18 protein-coding genes are annotated in these 17,800 nt (G+C 71.9%); 11 read left to right on the top strand and 7 right to left on the bottom strand.

The annotated features are described in order from the left end of the window. Nucleotides 1-24 precede the first annotated feature (24 nt). Together QWU11_RS33880 and QWU11_RS33875 are read right to left on the bottom strand one after the other, a co-directional pair. Nucleotides 25-1,092 carry an acyl-CoA dehydrogenase family protein gene (locus tag QWU11_RS33880; protein WP_290118575.1) on the bottom strand — a complete coding sequence of 356 codons (1,068 nt, stop codon included), beginning with the start codon at nt 1,090-1,092 and terminating at the stop codon, nt 25-27. A gap of 7 nt (nt 1,093-1,099) precedes the next feature. After that, the gene (locus tag QWU11_RS33875; RefSeq protein ID WP_290118574.1) at nt 1,100-2,446 is read right to left on the bottom strand and encodes an ABC transporter substrate-binding protein; all 1,347 of its coding nucleotides are present in this window, start codon (nt 2,444-2,446) and stop codon (nt 1,100-1,102) included. 67 nt (nt 2,447-2,513) lie between these two features. On the opposite strand from QWU11_RS33875, the gene QWU11_RS33870 reads away from it, so the two are divergent. Next, complete coding sequence (locus QWU11_RS33870) at nt 2,514-2,924, top strand: nuclear transport factor 2 family protein (protein ID WP_290118573.1); 411 nt, start codon at nt 2,514-2,516, stop codon at nt 2,922-2,924. 36 nt (nt 2,925-2,960) lie between these two features. Here QWU11_RS33870 and QWU11_RS33865 read toward each other — a convergent pair whose 3' ends face one another. After that, nucleotides 2,961-3,413: a MaoC family dehydratase gene (locus tag QWU11_RS33865; RefSeq protein WP_290118572.1), complete on the bottom strand. Its 453-nt coding sequence runs from the start codon at nt 3,411-3,413 to the stop codon at nt 2,961-2,963. Nucleotides 3,414-3,475: 62 nt separating this feature from the next. On the opposite strand from QWU11_RS33865, the gene QWU11_RS33860 reads away from it, so the two are divergent. The 3 genes from QWU11_RS33860 to QWU11_RS33850 are packed head-to-tail and all read left to right on the top strand — an operon-like array spanning nt 3,476 to nt 6,865. Next, entirely contained in the window at nt 3,476-4,879 is a 1,404-nt protein-coding gene (locus tag QWU11_RS33860; RefSeq protein ID WP_290118571.1) for an AMP-binding protein, read from the top strand. 53 nt (nt 4,880-4,932) lie between these two features. After that, the gene (locus tag QWU11_RS33855; RefSeq protein ID WP_290118570.1) at nt 4,933-5,694 is read left to right on the top strand and encodes an SDR family NAD(P)-dependent oxidoreductase; all 762 of its coding nucleotides are present in this window, start codon (nt 4,933-4,935) and stop codon (nt 5,692-5,694) included. A 16-nt stretch (nt 5,695-5,710) separates the two neighbouring features. Continuing rightward, nucleotides 5,711-6,865, top strand: a complete 1,155-nt coding sequence (locus tag QWU11_RS33850; protein ID WP_290118569.1) for a thiolase family protein — start codon at nt 5,711-5,713, stop codon at nt 6,863-6,865. Nucleotides 6,866-6,867: 2 nt separating this feature from the next. Here QWU11_RS33850 and QWU11_RS33845 read toward each other — a convergent pair whose 3' ends face one another. Genes QWU11_RS33845 through QWU11_RS33835 form a run of 3 tightly spaced genes read right to left on the bottom strand, consistent with a single transcriptional unit; the run spans nt 6,868 to nt 8,755 of the window. After that, the gene (locus QWU11_RS33845; RefSeq protein WP_290118568.1) at nt 6,868-7,248 is read right to left on the bottom strand and encodes an ACT domain-containing protein; all 381 of its coding nucleotides are present in this window, start codon (nt 7,246-7,248) and stop codon (nt 6,868-6,870) included. A gap of 9 nt (nt 7,249-7,257) precedes the next feature. Beyond that, nucleotides 7,258-7,968 carry a GntR family transcriptional regulator gene (locus tag QWU11_RS33840; protein ID WP_290118567.1) on the bottom strand — a complete coding sequence of 237 codons (711 nt, stop codon included), beginning with the start codon at nt 7,966-7,968 and terminating at the stop codon, nt 7,258-7,260. Beyond that, nucleotides 7,958-8,755 (bottom strand): enoyl-CoA hydratase-related protein, encoded by a 798-nt coding sequence (locus tag QWU11_RS33835; protein ID WP_290118566.1) that lies wholly within the window; start codon nt 8,753-8,755, stop codon nt 7,958-7,960. The genes QWU11_RS33840 and QWU11_RS33835 overlap by 11 nt, the downstream gene beginning before the upstream one ends. Before the next feature lie 51 nt (nt 8,756-8,806). Here QWU11_RS33835 and QWU11_RS33830 point away from each other — a divergent pair, with 51 nt between their 5' ends. From QWU11_RS33830 to QWU11_RS33810, 5 genes are all read left to right on the top strand, one after another. Continuing rightward, nucleotides 8,807-10,036 (top strand): CaiB/BaiF CoA-transferase family protein, encoded by a 1,230-nt coding sequence (locus tag QWU11_RS33830; RefSeq protein WP_290118565.1) that lies wholly within the window; start codon nt 8,807-8,809, stop codon nt 10,034-10,036. A 30-nt stretch (nt 10,037-10,066) separates the two neighbouring features. After that, nucleotides 10,067-11,047, top strand: coding sequence for a Rieske 2Fe-2S domain-containing protein (locus QWU11_RS33825; protein ID WP_290118564.1), 981 nt, complete (start codon nt 10,067-10,069; stop codon nt 11,045-11,047). Further along, nucleotides 11,040-11,711 carry a TetR/AcrR family transcriptional regulator gene (locus tag QWU11_RS33820; protein ID WP_290118563.1) on the top strand — a complete coding sequence of 224 codons (672 nt, stop codon included), beginning with the start codon at nt 11,040-11,042 and terminating at the stop codon, nt 11,709-11,711. Before QWU11_RS33825 ends, QWU11_RS33820 begins: the two co-directional genes overlap by 8 nt. Before the next feature lie 78 nt (nt 11,712-11,789). After that, a complete protein-coding gene (locus QWU11_RS33815) occupies nt 11,790-13,028 on the top strand; it encodes an amidohydrolase family protein (protein WP_290118562.1) in 1,239 nt (412 codons plus the stop codon). Between the two features lie 199 nt (nt 13,029-13,227). After that, a complete protein-coding gene (locus QWU11_RS33810; RefSeq protein ID WP_290118561.1) occupies nt 13,228-13,890 on the top strand; it encodes a GntR family transcriptional regulator in 663 nt (220 codons plus the stop codon). A gap of 21 nt (nt 13,891-13,911) precedes the next feature. Here the strand turns inward: QWU11_RS33810 and QWU11_RS33805 are convergent, their stop codons facing one another. Continuing rightward, nucleotides 13,912-15,192, bottom strand: a complete 1,281-nt coding sequence (locus QWU11_RS33805; protein WP_290118560.1) for an amidohydrolase family protein — start codon at nt 15,190-15,192, stop codon at nt 13,912-13,914. Nucleotides 15,193-15,339: 147 nt separating this feature from the next. On the opposite strand from QWU11_RS33805, the gene QWU11_RS33800 reads away from it, so the two are divergent. Together QWU11_RS33800 and QWU11_RS33795 are read left to right on the top strand one after the other, a co-directional pair. Then, nucleotides 15,340-16,965, top strand: a complete 1,626-nt coding sequence (locus QWU11_RS33800; protein ID WP_290118559.1) for an AMP-binding protein — start codon at nt 15,340-15,342, stop codon at nt 16,963-16,965. Next, the gene (locus tag QWU11_RS33795; RefSeq protein ID WP_290118613.1) at nt 16,965-17,789 is read left to right on the top strand and encodes an enoyl-CoA hydratase/isomerase family protein; all 825 of its coding nucleotides are present in this window, start codon (nt 16,965-16,967) and stop codon (nt 17,787-17,789) included. The genes QWU11_RS33800 and QWU11_RS33795 overlap by 1 nt, the downstream gene beginning before the upstream one ends. The last annotated feature ends 11 nt before the right edge of the window (nt 17,790-17,800 follow it).

Genomic DNA, 17,800 nt, shown 5'->3' with positions numbered 1-17,800 from the left:
GCTGCAGGCTATATGGCAGATCCCTCAGAGGTGGCCGACCAGCCGGTCGCGGTGGTGGTCGGAGTCGCCGAACAGGAGCTGGGAGCTCTTGGCCCGGCGGAAGTACAGGTGGGCCGGGTGCTCCCAGGTGACGCCGATGCCGCCGAGGACCTGGATGGCCTCCGTCGTCACGCGGATGTAGGCGTCCGTGCAGTACGCCTTGGCCAGGCTCGCCGCGGCGGAGGCCGACGACGCGTTCTCGGCGGCCGACCACAGGGCGCGGTGCGCGGCCGCGCGGGCCGACTCGACGTCGACGTACATGTCGGCGCACGCGTGCTTCACCGCCTGGAACGCGCCGATCGGGCGGCCGAACTGCACGCGGGTCCCGGCGTGCTCGACCGCCAGCTCCATGACCCGCTCCATGCCGCCGACGGACTCGGCGGCCAGGGCCATCGCCGCGTGGTCCAGGACCGCCGACCGGATGCGCGGGCCGTCGCCCGCGCGGCCCAGGGGATGGGCGGGGGTGTCGGCGAAGCCGAGGCTCGCCAGCCGCCGCGTCGGGTCCAGCGTGCTCAGTGGCGTACGGGACAGGCCGCCGGCGTCGCCGGAGACCGCGTACACGCCCTCGGCGGCGCCCACCACCAGGATCAGGTCCGCCAGCCCTCCCTCGACCACCAGGCGCGCGGTCCCGTTCAGCAGCCACCGGCCGTCCGACCGCCGTACGGTGACGGCGCCGGGCGGTGGCAGGGCCACGGTGGCGATGGTCACCCCGCACGCGATCCCCGGCAGCAGCTCCCTCGCCGCCCCGGCGTCCTCCGAGGCCAGCACCGCTCGCGCGGCCAGGACGCAGGTGCTCAGGTACGGGGCGCACAGCAGCGCCCGGCCCATCTCCTCCAAGGCGATGCCGGTCTCCAGGACGCCGAACCCGGACCCGCCGTACTCCGCGGGCACGGCCAGCCCGTGCAGGCCGAGCTCCCCGCTCATCCGCGTCCACACCGCGGGCTCGTAGCCGCTCGCGGACGCGATCAGCCGCCGCACCTCGGTCTCCGGCGACGTCTCCCGCAGGAAGGCCCGTACGGTCCGGCGCAGCTCGTCCTGTTCCTCGCTGAACATGGCCCTCCTAGGGACGCCCGGCGGCGAGCAGCGGCGAGCGGGTGTTGGACGGCCACGCCGGCCGGTGGTAGCCACGGAAGTGCAGCTCGCCGCCGCGCAGTTCGCGGATGGTGAGGAAGTCGCCCTTGTACCCGCGGTGGTCGTACTCGGCGAACGTGAGGTGACATCCGGGGCCGCCGTTCGTGCACGGCATCCACTTGATCTTCTCCAGCCCGGCCTTGACCTCCTCGGGCGTGGCGATGCGGGCGTTGCCGATGCCGTGGACGGCCGCGCGGGCGGTGTCGTAGGAGAGCGCGACGACGACGTTGCGGGAGACGCGGCCGAACCGGGCCTGGAAACGCTCCAGCATGGCCTCGTAGTTGGGGTTCGCGCCGTCCTCGCCGAGCTGGTCGACGCCGTGCCAGCCTTCGAGGCCCTCCGCCCACCTGTTGGAGTTGGAGTAGAACATGAACGCGGTCCCCATGAAGCGCGGCGGATCCCACTCCAGCGCGCGGAACGCGTCGGCGAAGTGGAACGTGGAGTAGCCGTAGCCCATGTAGACGATGGCCTGGGCGCCCTGGTCGCGCATGACGGCGAGGTGACGCTCCAGGTCGCGCGGGTTGGGGCCGAGCTGCACCTCCTTGACGATCTCCAGGTCGTACCCCCGTGCCGCGGCGCGGAAGTAGTCGGAGTACAGGTCGCCGGAGGAGCCCTGCTCCCAGAAGAAGCCGAGCTTGGTGTGGCCGCTCCGGAAGCACCAGTCGGCCGCCATGCCGCCCTCGACCGGGATGTCGCCGTTCGCGACGGTGAAGCAGTACTCGCCGTAGAACCGGGTCGTGCCGGTCCAGCCCAGGCAGGGGACACCGGTGCGGTTCACGGTCGCGCACAGGTTGACGGAGTTGTCGGAGATGAACGGGCCGATCACCACGACGCAGCCCTCGTCCACCAGCCGCTGGTAGCCCTTGCGGACCTTCAGGTAGTTCTCGCGCGGCAGGCCGCGGGCGTCGACGGTGAGGATCTCGACGGGCCGGTCGTAGGCGCCCTCGTTCAGCGCGTCCTCGACGGCCAGGATGATCGGGTCCATCAGGTCGGCGAGCAGCTGGCCGAGGTCCATGTCGATCAGGACGCCGATCCTGACCGGCTCGAACGGGTCGCCCTGGGTCCGCACGCCTCCGGTGGGCGGGTAGACGACGATCGACTCGACCGCCTTCTCACCGATCCGGCCGCCGCCCTGGTACCACAGCTCGCTCTCGCCGGAAACGGTGTCGGTGCCGGACGCGACCGTGCTGGCGGCACGGTCGGGGAGGGCTATCCCGTGGTCGCGGGGCGCGGGGAACAGACGCTCGGCGTAGCGGGGACCGTCCTGACTGACCATCGGGACTCTCCTTCGTGGCGACGTGGGCCCGAGCGTACGCTTGCAACTTATATATAAAATCCATTCCGTGGACAAGAGTGGAAGTGCCGAGGCGGAGGCGGCGATCCGCAACGTGCTCGCGCGGATCGCGCACCTGTCGGACATGGGCGACATCGAGGAGTACGGCGCCCAGTTCACCGAGGACGCCCGCTGGGAGATGTCCGGGGTGCCGGTCAAGGAGGGGCGGGCGCGGATCCAGGAGGCGGGCGTGGCGCGCCGGGCCGAGGGCGCCACGGGGCCGGGCAGCGACACCCGGCACGTCGTCGGTACGACGGCGGTGACCGTCGACGGGGACACCGCGGTCGCCGAGTCGTACTGGCAGTTCTACGCCGACACCGCCACGGCGCCGGTGCTCCGGTCGATGGGGCACTACCGCGACACCTTCCGCCGTACGCCCGAGGGCTGGCGCCTCGCCGAACGCCTGATCTCCGGCGGCTAGACGGAGCGGCGCCGTGCCACTCCGCGGCCCGGCGTCTCAGGCGACGTAGCGCAGCAGCATCTCCGCCACGCAGGCCGGCTTCGGACGGCCCTTGATCTCCCACACGAAACCGAGCGTGACCTGGATGCCGCCGGGGACGTCGTCGGCCGCGTCGAGGGTGACGCCGACCCGTACCTCCGAGTCCACCGGTACGGGACTGGGGAACCGGATCTTGTTGTAGCCGTAGTTGACGCCCATCCGCATCCCGTCGATCCGGTAGATCGAGCGGACCAGCCGCGGGCCGAGCGACAGCGTCAGCAGCCCGTGGGCGATCGTGCCGCCGAAGGGGCCCTCGGCGGCGCGGGCGACGTCGACGTGGATCCACTGGTCGTCACCGGTCAGCGCCCCGAACGCGTCGATGTCGGCCTGGGTGATCGGGCGATAGTCGCTGTGGCCGAGGTGCTCGCCGACGGCGGCGCGGACCTCGCCGGAACCGTTGAGGATGCGCATGACCGCCTCCATCAAATATCAAGTAGAAGATCTACCATGATGTCGAGAGAAGGAGGAAGGCCGTGCACGCGGACGCCGCGACCGTACCGGGCGTGCTGGAGCGCGCCGCCCTGGCCCATCACGGCGCGCCCGCCCTGGTGGACCACCGGGGCACGCTGACCTACCGGGAACTCCTCGCGGCGGCGCGCGGAACCGCCGCGGGGCTGGTGCGCCTCGGCGTCGGCCCGGGGGACCGGGTCGCGATCCGGCAGCCCAACGGCACGGCGTGGGCGGTGGCCTCGTACGGCGTGCTCTGCGCCGGCGCGACGGTCGTGCCGCTCGACGCGCGTTACACCGATCCGGAGGCGGCCGACATCGTGGAGCGGGCGGGATGCGCGCTGGTGATCGGCCCCGGCGACGAGTTCACGGGGGGCGACGACGCCGAGGTGAGCCGGCGGATGCGGGCGATCACGCCGGAACGGATCAGCCACGTCCAGTACACCTCCGGTACCGAGGGCCGGCCGAAGGGCGTCCTCCTGCGCCACGGCGCCCTCGTGGCCACGACACGTACCTGGGTGGAGATCACCGGCCTGCGCGCGAGCGACCGATACCCGCTGGTGGCGCCCTTCTCCCACATCGGCGGGCACAAGACGGGGCTGCTGGCCTGCGCGGTCGCCGGAGCCTGCGGGCTGCCGCAGCCGGCGCTCGACGCGCCCACGCTGAGCCGGGCGGTCGCGGGCGGCGCGGTGACCTTCCTGCAGGGGCCGCCGGCGATGTACCAGGCGCTGCTGGACCACACGACGGCGCCGGGCCGCGTACGCGCCGCCGTGACCGGGGCCGCCTCGGTGCCGTCCGCGCTGGTCCGCGACCTGCGGTCCGTCCTCGGCGTCGGCACCGTCATCACCGCGTACGGGCTGACCGAGGCGAGCGGCGTGTGCACGATGACGCGTCCCGGCGACGACGCGCGGGCCGTGGCGGAGACGGCCGGGCGGCCGATCCCGGGCGTACGGGTCCGGATCGCGGCTGGCAGCGGGGAGATCCTGGTCAGCGGCGCCGGTCTCATGGCGGGCTACCTGGACGACGCCGAGGCGACCGCGCGGGTGATGGGAGACGGCTGGCTCCGTACGGGGGACCTCGGCGTACTCGACGCCGGCGGACGCCTCCGCGTGGTCGGCCGGCTCAAGGACGTGATCATCGTCGGCGGGCTGAACGCCTATCCGGCGGAGATCGAGCGGGTGCTGCTCGAACATCCGGCGGTCCGCCGGGCGGCCGTCGTCGGCGTCGGTCACGAGTGGCTCGGCGAGGTGCCCGCCGCGTTCGTCGTGGGGACGCGGGACGAGAGCGTCGGCGCCTTCTGCCGGGCGCGGCTGGCCGGGTTCAAGGTGCCGCGCCTGCTCTGGTGGGTGGACGACCTGCCCGTGAACGCGGCGGGGAAGGCGGCCCGGCGGGCCCTGCGGGCGGAGGCGGAGCGGCGGGTGCGCCCTTGATCTCGCCAAACTTATATATAAGATAAACAATACATAGAGGAGGTCGTGTGGACGTGGCAGAGAAGGTGGCGGTCGTCGTCGGAGGCGGATCCGGCATGGGACGGGCCTCGGCGGAGCTGCTGGCCGGGCAGGGCGCCACGGTCGCGGTCCTCGACCTGCCGTCGGGGAAGGGCGCCGAGGTCGTCGGCGGGCTCGGCGGCTCCGCGACGTTCCACCCGTGCGACGTCACCGACGAGAAGGGGACGGAGGCGGCCCTCGACGCGGTACTGGAGGCGCACGGCGCCCTGCACGTCGCGGTCAACACCGCCGGCGGAGGTGTCAGCAAGCGCACCATCGGCAGGAGCGGCCCGCTCCCGCTGGCCGACTTCCGCGCCATCGTCGAGCTGAACCTGATCGGCACCTTCAACCTCAACCGCCTGCAGGCCTGGTACATGAGCCGGAACGACCCGGACGGCCAGGGCGAGCGCGGCGTCATCGTCAACACCTCCTCGATCGCCGCGTTCGAGGGGCAGATCGGCCAGGTCGCCTACACCGCCGCCAAGGCCGGCATCGCGGGCATGAGCCTGACCATGGCCCGCGACCTCGGCGGCCTGGGCATCCGGGTGATGGCCATCGCCCCCAGCCTGTTCGCCACCGGACTGCTCGAAGGCGCGCCCGAGGAGCTCATCACCGAGCTGACCAAGGACGCCGCGTTCCCCCGGCGCGCGGGCCTCCCGCACGAGTACGCCTGGCTGGTCGAGGCCATCGTCAAGAACCCCATGCTCAACGGGCAGACGATCCGCCTGGACGGGGGTCAGCGGTTCGCCCCGCGCTGAGACCGGAGGAGTCCCGATGACGGACGCAGTGATCGTGGCCGCGGCCAGAACGCCGATCGGCCGGGCGCGCAAGGGCTCGCTGGCCGGCGTCGACGCCTTCGCGCTGGCCGAGGTCGCCGCCGGGGCCGCGATCGAGCGGTCGGGGGTGCCCGCCACCGACATCGACGACCTGGTCCTCGCCGAGTCGCTGCAGGGCGGTGGCGTGATCGGCCGGTACGTCGCCCTGGAACTGGGGCTCGCGCACGTACCCGGGCTCGCCGGCAACCGGCACTGCGCGGCCGGGCTCAGCGCCGTGCAGATCGGCGCCTCCTCCATCCTGGCCGGGATGGACCGGGTGGTGGTGGCCGGTGGCACCGAGAGCCTGAGTTCCATGCCCCGCGTGCTCAAGGCGACGGCGGGCTCCTTCGAGCCGTGGGCCTCGCCGAGCCATCCGGAGACGCCGCGGGCTCCGGCGTGGGACATGTCCGTCACCGTCGGGGAGAACACGGCCCGGCTGGCCGGCGTCACCCGGGCCGAGGCCGACGAGTGGGCGCTGCGGTCCCACCTGCGTGCCGCCGCGTCCGTGGCCGGCGGCCGGTTCCGCGAGGAGATCACGCCGGTGCGGCTGCCGGACGGCCGGGTGTTCGACACGGACGAGCACCCGCGGGCGGACACCAGCGCCGAGCGGCTCGCGGGCCTTCCGGTCCTGCACCCGGAGATCCCCGGCGCGGTGATCACCGCGGGCAACTCCGCCGGGCTCAACGACGCCGCCGCGGCGGTCGTGCTCGCCGACGACGCGTACGCGCGGGCGCACGGCCTCGACCGGCTCGCGCGGATCGTGTCGTGGGCCTCGGTCGGCGTCGAACCGGAGCGTACGGGCCTGGCCCCGGCGGAGGCGATCCCCAAGGCGCTGGACCGGGCCGGCCTGAGGACCGCCGACATCGACCTGTTCGAGATCAACGAGGCGTTCACCCCGGTGGCGGCCGCGTCGAGCCGGATCCTGGGCATCGACCCGGACGTCCTCAACGTGAACGGCAGCGGATGCGGCCTCGGTCACCCCGTCGCGGCGACCGGCGCCCGCATGGTCATCACCATGCTGGGCGAGCTGCGCCGCAGGGGCGGCGCGCTTGGCTGCGTGTCCATGTGCGCGGGAGGCGGCATGGGCTCGGCCCTCGTCCTCGAAATCGTGTGAGCTCAGGGTTCGCGCGCGGCCGGATCCACCTCGTGCCCGGCGCCGCGGAGCACCTCGACGGCCTCCGGGAGCCGCTCGTACGGCACGAGCAGCAGGTCGGCGTGGAACGTCGACGCGACGAAGACCGCGATCCCGGCCTGGGCCAGCGGCCCGACCAGCGCGGCCAGCATTCCCGGAGTGTCCGGCCCATGGGCGGTCTCACCGCCGTACAGCCCGGCCCACAGCCCGTCCCCGGTGGCCGGGGGCGCCTCGCGGACGACCGTCAGGCCCTCCGGTGCCCGCACCAGCGCCGTCCACCGGCCGTCGGCGGGGAGACTTCCGTCCTCGACGAAGTCGACGAGGTAGGGACGAGCCAGCACGCGCAGCCGCTGAGCCGTGGTCATCGGTCCAGGCTAGGCCCCGGGGCCTGGGAACAGGCCGCGGGAGGTGAACAGGTCGGCGACCAGGTCGCCCTGCCGCCTCAGCATCGTCGCGTACGCCTCGGTGGCCTGTTCGGCGTCGTGCCGCCGGATGGCCTCGAGGATGGCCTTGCTGCCGGTCCGCTCCACCGCGATCGAGCCCGGGACGAGCGCGAAGAAGTTGCCCGGCACGATGCCGACCATCCCGCGCAGCACCGCGCGCAGCCGCGGGGAGCTCGCGGTCTCCAGGATGAGGCGGTCGAAGTGGCGAGTGAGCCGGGAGACGATCGCCGGGTCGTCCTCCCCGTCGAGCTCCGCGCACGTCGCCGCCAGCCGTTCGACGAGCTCCGGCGTGCTGCGTTCGGCGGCGCGCCTGACCGCGAACCCGTAGATGAGGCCGTAGAGCGCGTAGTGGTCGCGTACGGCGGCCTCGTCGAGCGCGCCGATGAAGGCGCCCCGATGCGGCCTGATCGTCACCCAGCCCTCGCGTTCGAGTGAGAGCAGGGCCTCGCGGACCGGGATCCGGCTGACGCCCAGGACGTGGGCGATCTCGTCCTGGGGCACGCGGTCGCCCTGCCGCAGGTGGCCGTCGAAGATCAGCCGGCGCAGGTAGAGCGCGACCTGCTCGCCGCTGTTGCGCCGCACCATCGCCCCGCTGGGCGCGGGCAGGGACGTGGCCGCCTCGCTCGCCGCGTCAGTCGACATGGGAACCCCCGCTGTCACTCGTTGTCTCACCGTCGCGGAGCCGCTGCCGGATCCGCCCTACCGCCTCGGGGAACTCCGGCTGCTCGACCGACCACTGCTGCGCCCGCAGCTCCAGCCGGGCGGCGTCCGAGGCGTCGCACAGTGCGACGCTGTCGCGCAGCGTGGCCTTCGTACGGCGGACCAGCGGCGCGGACCGCCCGGCCGCGCGCCGCGCCAGCCGCAGGGCGGTCGGCTCCAGGTCCGGACCGTCGACGCAGCGCCAGGCCAGGCCGCGGTCGGCGGCCTCTCGCCCGGTGAGCGTGTCGCCGCACAGGACGAGCGCCGCCGCGCCCTGTGAGCCGACGCGCCGCGCCAGTCGCCACAGATGGCCGCCGCCGGGGTGGATCGCGACGTCGAGGAAGCGCGGGTCGAACCGGGCGTCCGGCGAGGCGATGACGACGTCGCAGGCCAGCGGCAGGTTGACCCCCGCGCCGATCGCCGCGCCGCCCACCGCGGCGATCGTGGGGACCGGGGCGTCCGCCAGGCGCGTCATGCCCGCGTACATGTCCGCGAGCGGGGTCGTGCGGTCGAGCAGTCCCTCCAGTGAGCCGCCCGCGCAGAAGACGGGAGGCGCGGCGGTCAGCACGATCGCGCGGGCGTCCTGGGCGAGCGCGGCGCCGACGGCCGCCGCCAGGTCGTCGCTCAGCCGCTTGGACAGCGCGTTGCGGTGCCGGGGGTCGGCCAGGCGGATCCGTGCCACTCCGTCGTCGATCGAGAGGCCGACCAGCGCACCGTCGCGTTCACGCATCACTCGGATATTATATATATAGAATCAAATTCGGCTTTACGGAGCGTCCGAGTGCACCCTCTGCGCGGAATCGTCGTGGTCGCCGTCGAGCAGGCGCTGGCGGCCCCCGTCTGCACCCGGCACCTCGGCGACCTCGGCGCCCGGGTGATCAAGATCGAGAACCGCGCCGGCGGCGACTTCGCCCGCGACTACGACGACGTCGTACGGGGGATGAGCGCCCACTTCACCTGGGCCAACCGGAACAAGGAGTCCGTCGCGCTGGACCTGAAGCACCCGCTGGGCCGGGAGGCGCTGGCCCGGCTGGTGGCGCGAGCCGACGTCCTCGTGCAGAACCTGGCGCCCGGCGCGGCCGTACGGCTGGGCCTGGACCCGGCCGCGCTGCGGGCCGCGCATCCCCGCCTGATCACGGTTGACATCTCCGGATACGGCCGGGACGGCCCGTACGCGGGGGAGCGGGCGTACGACCTGCTGGTCCAGTCAGAGGCCGGCTCGTGCGCCATCACCGGTACTCCTGAGCAGCCGGCCAAACCGGGCGTCCCGGTCGCCGACCTCAGCGCCGCGATGTACGCCCTGTCGAGCGTGCTCACCGCGTTGTTCGTCCGCGAGCGGACCGGCGAGGGGACGGCCATCTCGGTGGGGCTGTTCGACGCCGTGACCGAATGGATGGGCTTCGCCCTCAACCAGGCCCGCTACGGCGGCTCCGACCTGCGGCCCAACGGCCTGAGCTCGCCGATGGTCGCCCCGTACGGCGCGTACCGCACCGCGGACGGGCAGACGCTGGTGCTCGGCACCACCAACGACCGCGAGTGGCGGCGGCTGGCGCTCGACGTGCTGGACCGGCCCGACCTCGCGGGCGACGACCGGTACGGGAGCAACCGCGGGCGCGTCGAGCACCGCGCGGAACTCGACGCGGCGATCGGCGCGTGGGCGGGGAGCCGGACGCTGGCCGAGTGCCGCGGCGCCGCGGCGGCGGCCGGGCTCGGGCACGCGCGGCTCAACCGCCCGAGCGAGGTGCTGGACCACCCTCAGCTCACCGAACGCGGCCGGTGGCGGGAGGTCGCCTCGCCCGCCGGTCCGCTGCGGGCCCTGCTGCCACCGCCGGAGTCGGCGGACTGGGAGATGCGGCTCGACCCGATCCCCGCACTCGGCGAGCACACCGAGCCGGTGCTGAGAGAGCTCGGTTACGGCGCCGAAGACCTGGCCGCCATGCGCGCTCTCGGCGTCATCGACGAGGGTCCGGGGCTGTGGTCAGACGGCGGGGCCGGTGTTACCTTCGATTGAAGAACTCTCTTTAAATCGGAGGAGGGCGTCGTGCCCCGTTTCCCGTTCCCGGTCCCGAACGGCTGGTTCGCCGTGGCGCGCAGCGATGAGATCAAGGTCGGTGAGGTCGAGCCCGCGCACTACTTCGGGCGGGACCTGGCGGTGTTCCGTACGGCGTCCGGCGATGCCCACGTGGTCGACGCCCACTGTCCGCACCTGGGGGCCAACCTGGCGAAGGGCGGCCGGGTCACCGGAGAGCTGCTCGAGTGCCCGTTCCACGCCTGGCGGTTCGACGGCGTGTCCGGCCGCTGCCTCGACGTGCCCTACACCGACGCCGAGCCGTCGCCGCAGGCGCGGGTCCGCTCCTATCCCGTCGTCGAGCGCTTCGGCCTCGTCTTCGCCTGGCACCACCTCGGGGCCGCCGAGCCGTACATCGAGATGCCGGCGATGGAGGAGTTCGGCGACGAGGAGTGGACCGAACCGGTCTTCCATGAGTTCCGGTTCGCGACCTGCTGCCAGGAGATGGCCGAGAACAACGCCGACTACGTCCACTTCAAGTACGTCCACGGCCTGGAGACGGTGCCGGGCGGCGACGTGGAATACGACGGGTTCGTCAAGACCGTGACCGAGCGGCAGGAGTTCACGAGCAAGAGCGGCAAGCGGCACGCGGTCGACTTCGTCCGCCGGTCCTACGGGCTCGGCCTCGGCGCGCTGCGGCTCAAGGGCGTGATGTCCTTCGTCTCCTCGGTCAGCCCCGTCGACGACGAGCACGTCCACATCCGCTGGGTCTTCACGACGCCGAAGTCGATGGCGGGCTTCGCCGCCAAGATGATCCAGACCTTCGTCGACGCCATCGCCGAGGACGTGCCGATCTGGGAGAACAAGGTCTACGTCGAGAAGCCTCTGCTGATCAAGGGCGACGGGCCCATCATCGAGTTCCGCCACTGGGCGAAGCAGTTCTATGGTGAGGACGTGCCGAAGGAGGCATGGGTGCCGGGCCGCGTACGCCGGATGGAAGGCAGTGGTGTCTGAGCGAGCCGTCGCGTCGCGAGGCGCCGGGACGCGCGAGCGCATCCTGGACGCCGCCGAGCGGCTGATGGCCGAGCGCGGCATCGCCGGCGTCTCGCTCAACGAGATCAACACGGCGGCGGGCCAGCGCAACACCGCGGCGCTGCACTACCACTTCCGCAACCGCGACGGGCTGTTGCGCGCGATCATGCAGCGCCACGGGCCCTGGCTGCGGGCCCGCCACGAGGAGCTCTACGCCGAGATCGTCGGCGGCGAGCCGCGGGTGCGCGACCTGGTCGCGGTGATCGTCCTGCCGGTCGCCGAGTACATCGGCCGGGGGAGCGGCGAGCGGGCCGCGATCCGGATCTGGACCTCGATGCTGTCCCACCCGGGCCTGGCCATCGAGGACGTCCAGACCATCGTCGACCCGGCGCTCACCCTGGCCGCCCGTACGCTCGTCGAGGTCATGTCCGCGTCGATGCCCCGCGAACTGGCCGTCGAGCGCCTCGTCGTCGCGTCGCAGTCGATCATGCACGCGATGGCGGACCGGGCGATCGTCGAGGACTGCGAGGAGAGCAGGCGGCGTCCGCTGCCGCTGTCCGTGGTGGCACAGAACCTCATCGACATGACGACGGCGGCCCTGACCGCGCCGGTCGATCCGGCGACCCGCCGGTACTTGGGGGAATGACCCGGAGGACACTCTCGCGGTCGCCCCACGTTGCACATAAAATGTATAAAAGATCTGATATACGTCCCGAGGTGAATCGTGACAGACCAGGTAGTCGGCGCCGACGTGCTGAGCGAACGACTGGCAAAGATCCCGCCGATCATCGACATGGACGCCCACGTCGTCGAGCCCCCGGACCTGTGGAGCAGCCGCCTCCCGCAGCGCCACCGCGAGGCGGGCCCGAGGATCGTCCACGCGCCGGCCGGCGATGTCCGGCTGGTCGACGGGAAGTACGTCGAGACCCCGGGGACCGAGGGCCCCGACGTGGCCTGGTGGTTCTACGAGGAGGCCAGAACGCAGATCAAGCGCTACATCGCGGCGGCCGGAGTGCCCGCCGACGAGGTCACCACCGGCGGGATCACCTACGACGACATGCGGCCGGGCTGCTGGATCCCGGCCGAGCGGCTCGCCGACCTGGACCTGAACGGCGTCCAGGCGCAGATGTGCTTCCCCAACTACGCGCGCTTCTGCGGCCAGATCTTCCTGTGGGGCAAGGACCGCGAGCTGGCCCGGCTGAGCGTCGAGGCCTACAACGACTGGATGGTCGAGGAGTGGTGCGGCTCCAGCGGAGGACGGCTGATCCCGCTGTGCGTCGTGCCGCTGTGGGACATCGAGCTGGCGGTCGCCGAGGTACGGCGCAACGCGGCACGCGGCGTACGCGCGGTCGCCTTCAGCGAGCTTCCCGCCTACCTCGGCCTGCCGAGCCTGCACTCGGGCTACTGGGACCCGTTCTTCGCGGTGTGCCAGGAGACGGGCACGGTCGTCGCGATGCACATCGGCTCGGGCACCAAGACGCCGCAGACCTCCTCCGACGCCCCCGGCGCCGTCGGCGCGACGATCATCTTCGGCAACAGCGTCGCCAGCATGACCGACTTCCTGTTCGCCGGCGTGCTGCACCGGTTCCCGCGGTTGAGGCTGCTGTACGCCGAGGCGCAGATCGGCTGGATCCCCTACCTCCTCGAACGCATCGACGACGTGTGGGAGACCCACCGTGGTTGGGCACGCGGGAAGGACAACTGCCCGGAGCCGCCGTCCACCTACTACTACCGGCAGATCAACAGCTGCTTCTTCAAGGACGCCGTCGGCGTGGAGATCCTCCACAAGGTCGGCCTCGACAACGTGACCTTCGAGACGGACTACCCGCACCAGGACGGCACCTGGCCGCACTCACGGGAGGCCGCCGCGATGCAGCTCGGCCACCTCGACCAGACGGCGATCGACAAGATCGCCCGGGGCAACGCGATCGAACTGCTGGGCCTGGACCTGCCCGTACGGTGACGGCGCCCGGGCGTCCGGCGTCGCCGCCGAACGCCCGGACTCCGGTCCCGCTGCTGCTAACTTTGGTCGGGCCCGGGTGGTGCAGCGCCGTCCGCCGGATGGAGGAGTGAGAACGATCGCGCGCCGTCAGCAACCTCTCAGGCGATCGGACCTGCCGGCCGGAGACGCCACTCCGCTCCCCGGCTCCCAGCTTTCGCGCATGAGCAGCGGTGAGCAGGTCAAGCAGTACATCCGCTGGCTGATCTTCGACGGAGTGCTGCGCCAGGGCCAGCGCGTGCCCCAGGACGCGATCGCCGAGACGCTCGGCGTGTCACGCATCCCCGTTCGCGAGGCGCTCGTCGCCCTCGAACGCGAGGGCTGGATGACCATCGTCCCGCACCGAGGCGTCTTCGTGAACGCGCTCGACGAGGCCTCGGTCCGTGACCACTACGAGCTGTACGGCCTGTTCTACGGCTTCGGCGTCAAGTGCGCGGTCGAGCGCCGCGGCGCCGCGCTCGCGGACCGGCTCGCCCCGGTCCAGCGGGAGATCGCCGGGTGCGACGACGTCGCGCGGCTGCACGAGCTGACGCTCGACTTCCACCGCCTGGTCATCGACGCCGCCAGCTCCCCGCGGCTGCGCAGCATGCTCGGCCAGATGACCGGCATCGTCCCGGGCAACTTCTTCGAGCAGGTGCCCGGCTCGGACAAGGCCGAGCGCGACGGCACGGCCGCCATCGTCCGCGCCATCCGCAAGGCCGACGCCGAGCGCGCGGCCGCGGAGTACACCAAGATGCTCCGCCGCCAGGGCGACAACGTCGTCCGGCTGTTCCGCGAGCGCGGCATGTTCGAAGAACCCGCCGAGGCCGCGGCGGACTCGACCTGACCGAGCCCGCCGCGCGGTGAGTCACGCCGTGGCGGCCTTGGCGAGCTTGCCGATCTCGACGCCGACCGACTTCTCGAACCGGCCCTTGTCCGAGGCCCTGATGCTCACGTCGTGCCCGGCGGCCTCGGCGCGCAGGGCGCCGACCGTCGACTGCTCCCGCGTACGGCCGACGAACGGGTCGAAGGAGTACCACCGCATCGCGTTCTCGTAACTGATCTTGTCGAGCTCCGCGTCGGGCACCCCCTCGGCGACCTCCGCCAGCTCCTCCGGCGCGTTCGGCCACGACGAGTCCGAGTGCGGGTAGTCGCACTCCCAGGCGATGTTGTCGATGCCGATCAGGTTCCGGAGCTGTACACCCACCGGGTCGGAGATGAAGCACGTGAGGAAGTGCTCGCGGAAGACGTCGCTGGGCAGCTTGTCGCCGAAGTCCTGGCCGGTCCACAGGTGGTGCATGTCGTAGGTGCGGTCGATCCGGTCGAGGAAGTACGGGATCCAGCCGGTGCCGCCCTCGGACAGCGCGAACTTGATGTCCGGGAACCCCTTGATGACGCGGGACCAGAGCAGGTCGGCCGCCGCCTGGCAGATGTTCATCGGCTGCAGCGTGATCATGACGTCGATGGGCGCGTCCGGCGCGGTCACCGAGAGCTGGCCCGACGAGCCGAGGTGGATGGAGACGACGACGTTCTCCTCCGAGACCGCGCGCCAGAGCGGGTCCCAGTGGTCGCTGTGGAAGCTCGGATAGCCGAGCGTGGCGGGGTTCTCGGTGAACGTGAGCGAGTGGCACCCCTTGCGCGCGACGCGGCGCACCTCCTCGGCGCACAGCTCGGCGTCCCAGAGGATCGGCAGCGCCATCGGGATGATGCGGCCCGGATACGCGGCGGCCCACTCGTCGACGTGCCAGTCGTTGTACGCGCGCAGCACGGCGAGCGCGAGGTCCTTGTCCTCGGCCGCGGCGAACAGTCGTCCGCTGAAGCCGGGGAAGGACGGGAAGTTCATGGACGCGAGGATCCCGCCCGCGTTCATGTCCTTGATCCGCTCGTCGATGTCGTACGTGCCGGGCCGGATCTCGTCGAAGGCGGTCGGCTCGATGCCGTACTCCTCCTTGGGGCGCCCGGCGACGGCGTTGAGGCCGATGTTGGGAATGATCGAGCCGCCGAAGGTCCAGACGTCCGCGCCGTTCTTCTGCTTGACGACCTTGGGGGCCTGGTCGCGGTACCTGCCGGAGATGTGGTTCTCGAACAGGCCCGGAGGCTCCACGACGTGGTCGTCGACGCTGATCATGATGAGTTCCTCAGCGTTCATCGCTGCTCCTCGCCGGACGGTATGAACGGTGGTTTCAGCAAAGTGAACAACGGTTCGGCTCGACCGGCAAGAGGGTCTCGCAGATCAGGAGCAAGATGGATAATGTATTAATGATTTGATCTAGAGGTCGAAGCGAGGAGAACCTCGATGGCCGACTGGGTGGTGGCAGAGCAACAGACCCTGCCCGACCTGCTGGAGCGCCGCCTGGAGCGGGAGCCCGACACGCCCTTCATCGACTGCTGCGGCACGCCGTACACCGCCGCCGAGCTGGACCGCGCGGCGGCCCGCGTGGCGAACGCCCTGGCGGAGCTGGGCGTACGGCACGGGTCCACCGTCGCGACCATCCTGGAGAACGGTCCCGCGGCCGTGCTGTCCTGGTTCGCGATCCACCGGCTCGGGGCGATCGCGGTGCCGGTCAACACCGCGCTGAAGGGGCCGCTGCTGCGGCACCAGCTCTCCGACGCCGGCACCGCGGTCGTCATCGTCCAGCGGGACCTGGCCGCACGCCCCGCGGAGGTCCTCGACTCCATCGAGAGCGTGCGCCACCTGGTCGTCGTCGGCGACCCCGCCGGGGTCCGCGTCACGGCGGCCGTCCACTCCTGGGACGACCTGACGGCGGCCGGCGACGGCCGCCCTCCGGCGCCGGTCCGGCCCTCCGACCTGGGCACGATCGTCTACACCGGCGGCACGACCGGCCCGTCCAAGGGGTGCGCACTCAGCCACAACTACCACCTGACGATCGCCCGCCAGATCATCGCGTCGTGGGGGCGGACCAGCGAGGACGTGGTGTGGAGCCCGCTGCCGCTGTTCCACTTCAACGCCATCTCCTGCATGCTCACCGGCACGCTGCTCAGCGGCGGCCGGGCCGCGCTGTCGCGGCGCTTCTCGGTCTCGGGCTTCTGGCCGGAGATCGACCGCACCGGCGCGACCATCGCCTCGCTGCTCGGCTCCCCGGCCGTGCTCGTCGCCCGCGCCGACGACCATCCCCAGGCCAGGGGCGCGGGCGGGCCGGAGGCCAACACGACGCTGCGGCTGGTCACCGGCGCGCCGATCCCGCCCGAGATCGACGCGATCTACCACCGGCGCTTCGGCGTCGGCACGTTCAGCAACGCCTACGGCACCACGGAGGCCTCGCTCATCTCCTGGCTCCCGCCGGGCAGCCCGGGACGGCCGGGCTCGGCGGGCCTGGTCAACGCCGAGACGTTCATCGTCAAGATCTTCGACGACGACGACCGGGAGGTGCCGCCCGGCGCCGAGGGCGAGATCGTCTGCCGCCCGCGCCTGCCGTACGCCATGTTCGAGGGCTACTGGGGGCGGCCCGAGGCGACCGTGGCGGCCTGGCGGAACCTGTGGTTCCACACCGGCGACATCGGGCGCGTGGACGAGGACGGCTACCTCTACTTCGTCGACCGCAAGGCCGACTACATGCGGCGGCGCGGCGAGAACATCTCGAGCTGGGAACTGGAGAAGGTGTTCCACGAACACCCCGACGTGAAGGACGTGTGCGTGCACGCGGTGGCGAGCGACGTGGGAGAGGACGACGTGAAGGCGACCGTCGTCATCCGGGAGACGGCCTCCCTGACCGAGGAGCGGCTGTGCCGCTGGGCGATCGAGCGGCTGCCCTACTACGCGGTGCCGCGCTACCTGGAGTTCCGCGCCGAACTGCCGCTCAGCGAGACCGGCCGAACGACGAAGAACATCCTCAAGGGCGAGGGCGTCACCCCGGCGACCTGGGACCGTGAGGCCGCCGGCGTGACCTTCGAGCGCCGGTGATGGGCACGCCGGAGCGGGAGACCGCGGGCCTTTCGGGCGACGACCTCGGCACGCCGTACCTCCGGTTCGAGCGCAAGGGCCCGCTGGCCTGGTGCGTCGTCGACCGGCCCGACTCGCGCAACGCGCTGACCAGCGCGATGTACTTCGGCGTCCGACGCGCCGTCGACCTGGTCAACCGCGACCCCGGCCTCAGTGCCCTGCTCATCACCGGTACGGGCGACGTGTTCGTGCCCGGCGGCGAGCTGCGCGGGAACGAGCCGGACCGCTGGCTGGACTTCCCCGACCTGCTCGGCAACGACTGCACGCCGTTCGAGGCGATCCGGCGTTCCCCCAAACCGGTCGTGTCGGCGGTCAACGGGCTCGCGCAGGGCGGCGGCCTGCTGATCGCCATGCTGTCGGACGTGGCCGTGGCCGGGCGGAGCGTGACCGTACGGGCGCCTGAGCTGCTGCGGGGCATCGCCGACACCGGCTACGCGGCCTACCTGCCCGCCCAGATCGGGATCGCACGGGCGCGCGACATGCTGCTGACCGGCCGGGTGGTGGCCGCGGACGAGGCCGAGCGCTGGGGTATCTTCTCTCGGGTCGTACCGGATGATGAGGTGCTGGAGCGTGCGGAGGAGGCGGCCGTGCAGATCTGCCGTACCGCCCCGCAGGCGAGGCTGCACCTCAAGAGGATCATCAACGACAACTACGACCGCGTCGACCGGATGACGTTCGACTCCCTGCTGTTCGGGCCGGAGATGACCGAGGGGACCCGCGCGTTCGCCGAGAAGCGCGAGCCGTCCTGGGTGCCGCCGGAGTTCCGTACGGGCGGCAGGCTCTGACGTGAGGACAC

Source organism: Actinomadura sp. DC4, assembly GCF_030406325.1.
GTDB lineage: Bacteria > Actinomycetota > Actinomycetes > Streptosporangiales > Streptosporangiaceae > Actinoallomurus.
Note: the sequence above shows the minus strand (reverse complement) of the source record. Positions and strands in the feature narration are given on the sequence as shown.